Raw genomic sequence first — 5251 nt, forward strand, 5'->3', positions numbered from 1 at the left:
TGCGTGTCGTAGTATTTAGATGAGCATTTGCCAAACGCCGCAATTTCTTGTGTCCCCATACAATGATCAGCCAAATACTGTCCGTAATTTGATCTCTTCGCCAATATTAATTCCATGGATTCGTGGTTAAGGGTCCAATACGAATAAAGGACTACGCCCGCGGCAAAAATAAAAAATAGCAAAATAACACTAACTAGCTCTCTTACTATCTGCTCTTCTCTTTTAACGAAGTTGACAGCATAGAATCCACACGAGGCGAAAAGAGCGCAAAAACCTATTGGCGCTATGAAGAAATCGAATGCAATTACCCATTTGTTTTCCGAGAAAGTTTTAAGTGCCTGTAGCTTCCAATCGTCATCGACTCGAATGTGTCTAAAAAACCATTGAATGTTGCAAACAACGAATATCAATATGTAACGACGAGATAATCGAAAAAACTCCTTCTGAAGAGGCATAACCTTCAAATCCCTGTAAAAGAACTAGTAGTAGAGTAAATAGGTAATCGAATTGAGATGTAAGCAACACGATCTTTTTTATAATACCTTCATAACAGAGACTGTTAGTCCATTGAAGCAAATATTTTGGGCCCGAATAGATTGCAAGGAGATAGTCACCGCTATTTTCATAGTTTGTTACAATTTTAATCTTAGGAAAAAAAACACTATATTTAGTGCCAAACTACCAATAAATGACGTTTTAAAGCTTAAAAACACAACATATGCACGACCTCACCAGGCTTGCATATATGTAGATATCTTCTATATCTTACACATATAAATTTCTGGAGATAGTTATGAACACTAAGAAAGCCGTCGCGTTAGACAATAAAAATACTGGGAAAGTGGCGCTAAAAGGTTTTTTCAGAATAACAGAAGAATGGGGATTAAAACCTTCTGAGCAGAAAATTCTATTGGGTGGTATACCTGATAGCACATATGCGAAATATAAAAAGCTGCCTGAAGTAAAGCTGCCTCACGATATGCTTGAAAGGATCTCTTATGTTTTGGGAATATATAAAGCTTTGAGGATACTATTCCCTACGCTAGGGCAAGCAGCGCAATGGGTTAAAAAGGAGAACTCAACCATGCCGTTTAATGGTCGAAGCGCTCTGGAGTATATGCTTGCTGGTCGAGTGGTAGACTTAGCAGACGTTAGAAGATATTTAGACTGGGCACGAGGTTGAAGAAGCATACTTACCATAGACCAGATTGGAAGGCACACAGATTGGTGCCATCGCACTTTCCTCCTATACATCTTTTCGAATCGATTTATGATTCGGAGGAAGAGCTAAAAATTGCATATCAACTGGAGGGCTTAACAAACGATCGTTTAGCACAAGAAGCTGGCAGCTTGTGCCTGATCCGACAAGGGGATTTTATAACTGGACCAGGCGCCACTCCGGTAATGGCCGCGTTTACACACATTGGTTATCCCTCCCGATTCACGGACGGTCAGTTTGGCGTCTACTATTCAGCAAGTGATATAGAAACGGCAATTAGAGAAACAATGCACCACAAAGCGATGTTTCTCTCTGCAACAAAAGAGGGCGACACAGAGTTAACCATGCGCGAGTACGTAAATGAGATTGTAAAGCCATTGGTTGACATCCGCGGAGACTTGGCGCTACATAAACCAAATTGCTACAAACGATCTCAAGCCTTTGGCAAAAATCTCTATGATCAATCTGAGTGGGGAGTACTCTACAACAGCGTTAGAAACCAGGGTGGCGAATGCGCCGCTCTTCTAAGACCTCCGGCAAACAGCTGCTGCACACAGGGCGCTCATTATCGCTATGTATGGAATGGACAAAAACAGAGATTTCAAACTCATTTCAAGATATCGGCGGAGCCCGAGGGACTTTAAACTCCTCTCTTGTTTAACAAAAAATAGTACGTTAACCTGACTGCATTGTTATATGGTCAAGCACGAACAATGAGTTGATCAAGTAACGGCTGTTCCTTTTAGCATCCAAAAATGGAACAAGCTGAATAAGCCACTGATTTGGAAGAAGAAATGAAAGGTTCGACCCCCGCCACCTCCACCACATACTGATCTAGCAACCGCTCAGGTCACCTCAAAGCCCCAGTAAAATGGGGCTTTTTGCGTTTACAGGGTTCTCGCGCTCGTTCCATCGATTCAGATATGACATTGAATGGTGCCATGTTCGGTGCCATTTAATGAGCGAAAAATGAAGCGAACTGCATGGCAGTTTCTAGTTAATTTGATGCACAACCCCGTGTCAAACTAAGGTTCGATGACGCTCATTTGGCCATGCTCTCAGATCGCCACATCATCAGGCTGCTTGGATAACTGCTTAGGAATGGTTAAAACAAATGTCGTGCCTTGCTTTGGCTTTGACTTGATGATGATCTGGCCTTCGAGCGGCCCATTTACTAGATTGTGGACAATATGCATTCCAAGCCCGCTCCCCCCTTTTCCTAGTTTGGTGGTATAAAAAGGCTCGAAAATCTTGGACTGCACATCTCGCGTTAAGCCAATGCCATTATCGGAAACACTAATCGACACGTTTTTCTCAGATACCTGAGTTGAAATTACAATGACGCCGGGCATCTCTTTCGTTAACTGCAACCCTTCAAATGCGTGCAAAACCGCATTGTTCACAAGATTGTCGATAATCTGGCTTAGCGTACCGGGATAGCTATACAACTCGCAGTCTTCATCGAGTTCGGTTTCAATATTGATACACGTATTCTTCGTTATATGGTGCATAGTCGATAGGATGTCGGCAACAAATCCGTTTAGGGAGAACTCGCGCTTTCTATCGCTAGTGCGATCGACTGCAACCTGTTTAAAACTCTGAATGAGCGTGACTGCCTTTGCAATATTTCTCTCGATTAAAGATGTGGCGTCAGATATGTCTGATGTCAGATGCTCAAATTCTGATTTCGTAAGTTTGCCCTCCTCACTTAAATGCTTTAGTGATCTCGCATCCTCTCGTAGCGATGAGGTGACCAGACGCGCATTACCAATGGGCGTATTCAGTTCGTGGGCGATACCGGCTACCAATGCACCTAATGCCGCTAGCTTTTCATTCTGCACCAAGGTTTCTTGGGTTCGCTCGATGTTCTCTAGTGCCGATTCCAGTTCGAGATTCGTATCACGAAGCGTCTTTGTTCTTTGCTCCACCTTCTCTTCTAACTCAGTGAATGACGAGTGCAAGGCTGTTCTCATCGCGTCTAATTCATCGGCCAACTCGATAAACTCTCTGTTTTTGACTTCTGGTGACGGAGAGTCGAAGTGCTGCTTAGATACTTCCGTGGCGAATCGCTTCAGGCTTCTAAGGGGCTCAGTGACACGGTATTTCAAAATCAGCAAGATAATGGAAATAATCACAACCAACTGGAATAAGGTGATAAGTATTATTTGAATGGCATAAGCAGAGACAAGTGATTTTGCCGATGAATAATTAAATACAAGATCAACCGAGCCGATCACCTGTTCTTCAAAAAACACATCCGAGACCAAATGAATACGATCCGACTCTTCTCCTAAAACGTCACGAGAAAACGCCGAAAACACTTCGCCGGTCGCGTCTTTTACAATGACCGCCTCAACTGCTGGATTCAAAGCGACGCCGTTGATTAAGTCTTTCGCATTTTCAGGCGTATAGCTCCACAAAGGCGCAATCAATCCTTTCTTAAGCACGACAAATAAGGCTTTCGCATCTTGCTCTGGACCAATAATCACTTCTTTTTGATATTGTCGGTAAACCTCGTAGCTTCCTACAAACAACACAGGAAAAAAGATGGCACTAAACATGGCAATAGTCAGGAACCAACTTAGCGTTCGCTGAAGATTCGCCTTCCCTCGACCCGACATAAAATCATTCCTGATAGGATGGTGTGCGAAAAATTGCTTAGTTATTCGCCTGCAAATTCGCGATGAACGCATCGATACGCTGCTTCACGATTCTCGCGTGCGTACCATCTTCAAACATTTCTTTTAGCGCCTTGTTTATGGGGGGCAGTAAATGCGATTTACCCATAGACTTTGGCATACCTAGATAGTTTGGATCTTGTTTATAGATTGGAGAAAGAATCTCGAATTGATCTTTATTCTCCTGAAGCCACTTGTTCTCAGCGATAATCGACTGCAAAGCGATATTCCCAGGGCTCAAAAGAACCAAATCAACGCGGCCCATGTTGAGCATACGCATTTGACCTGCCCGGTCTTCGGTCTCTACCGGTATAATAATGTTGTTATTAACTGCGGCTTCAAAATCATCGCCATAGCTAGAGCCTCGTTTTATCGCGACTTTCATTCCCTTTAAACTTTCTAAGCCATCAAAGTTGATCTTGTCTTTTTTAAGCGCAACCAAAACGATGTCATCAAAGTACATTGGCTCGCTGTAATCCCAGTACATTTGTCTTTCTTTATTTTTAGAGAAGCCGATAATCGCGCCCTGACCTGCGCGACTGCTTTCAACGGCGCGATTCCAAGTCGAAAGCGTATAAGTAAATTCGATACCTGTTCGTTTAGACACCTCCTCCAGAACATCCATCATAATGCCTTCGGCCTGTCCATCGGCATTCACCCAATTTTTGGGCTTAGCCTTCCAATCACCAACAATCGGTATCGTCTCAGCAAGTAACGTGGATGAAAAAATGAGGAGAAGCGAAGTTAGACAGTAAACAATATGCGATTTCATGAACCCTACCCCCTTAGTGAATCGTCGTGCTTATATGATGGTTGGCGTTATAGTGGCAGCGCACCCTAACTAGCATGTCTAGGTAATCAGGTGTCGCCGGGGTATTCGAGCCACTCCACCCTCACTAACGCCGTTCACAAACGTATCAGAGCGGTGTTTGCTCTCTTCAGCGTATAGAACACAATGCGCTTGAACCAAGTTTGAAGATGCGGGACAGCATGGCACTTTTGATCAAGCGCGGCCTGATGAATCAGGTTTGGCCAACCGATCGCCCCAGCGCTTCTTCTCGATAGATAAATGAATTGAGGATGTCGAATCTGCAACGTTCTAAGCATGCGATAAAACTCGCCTTGCGCGCGCACTAAACAGAGAAGTTCTCTGATGCTCAATCGCGCGCCAGACCCTAAGCGCGCGCCAAGCACTCTTTTTTCCGAGTATAAACGAGCCCCATCAGCCCCAGCCCAAGCAAAAACAAGCCGCTCGGTTCCGGCACTTCAGAGGTCGGAATCTCTCGAACCAGCGCAACGCCAATTCTTTCGTTACCATTCGCAATGCCGGTATATTGGTTAAAATCCAACGTCG

Annotated in this window: 5 protein-coding genes; 2 read left to right on the top strand and 3 right to left on the bottom strand. The window is 44.0% G+C overall.

Translation table 11 applies throughout. The annotated features are described in order from the left end of the window. Positions 1–793: 793 nt before the first annotated feature. Both A3751_RS05455 and A3751_RS05460 read left to right on the top strand, forming a co-directional pair. Positions 794–1183, top strand: coding sequence for an MbcA/ParS/Xre antitoxin family protein (locus A3751_RS05455; RefSeq protein ID WP_068453177.1), 390 nt, complete (start codon positions 794–796; stop codon positions 1181–1183). Between the two features lie 44 nt (positions 1184–1227). Next, a complete protein-coding gene (locus A3751_RS05460) occupies positions 1228–1863 on the top strand; it encodes an RES family NAD+ phosphorylase (RefSeq protein ID WP_231871932.1) in 636 nt (211 codons plus the stop codon). Between the two features lie 414 nt (positions 1864–2277). Here A3751_RS05460 and A3751_RS05465 read toward each other — a convergent pair whose 3' ends face one another. The 3 genes from A3751_RS05465 to A3751_RS23840 form a co-directional block, all read right to left on the bottom strand. Beyond that, positions 2278–3840 carry a sensor histidine kinase gene (locus tag A3751_RS05465; RefSeq protein ID WP_068453181.1) on the bottom strand — a complete coding sequence of 521 codons (1563 nt, stop codon included), beginning with the start codon at positions 3838–3840 and terminating at the stop codon, positions 2278–2280. A gap of 37 nt (positions 3841–3877) precedes the next feature. Further along, a complete protein-coding gene (locus tag A3751_RS05470) occupies positions 3878–4669 on the bottom strand; it encodes an ABC transporter substrate-binding protein (protein WP_068453183.1) in 792 nt (263 codons plus the stop codon). Positions 4670–5072: 403 nt separating this feature from the next. Continuing rightward, positions 5073–5162: a PEP-CTERM sorting domain-containing protein gene (locus A3751_RS23840; RefSeq protein ID WP_369821226.1), complete on the bottom strand. Its 90-nt coding sequence runs from the start codon at positions 5160–5162 to the stop codon at positions 5073–5075. Positions 5163–5251 lie beyond the last annotated feature (89 nt).

Source organism: Oleiphilus sp. HI0080 (assembly GCF_001635135.1).

Bases quoted from the DNA above. Each gene is read 5' to 3' on its own strand.
- A3751_RS05470 (WP_068453183.1), bottom strand. From the start codon at position 4,669: ATGAAATCGCATATTGTTTACTGTCTAACTTCGCTTCTCCTCATTTTT.
- A3751_RS05455 (WP_068453177.1), top strand. From the start codon at position 794: ATGAACACTAAGAAAGCCGTCGCGTTAGACAATAAAAATACTGGGAAA.
- A3751_RS05465 (WP_068453181.1), bottom strand. From the start codon at position 3,840: ATGTCGGGTCGAGGGAAGGCGAATCTTCAGCGAACGCTAAGTTGGTTC.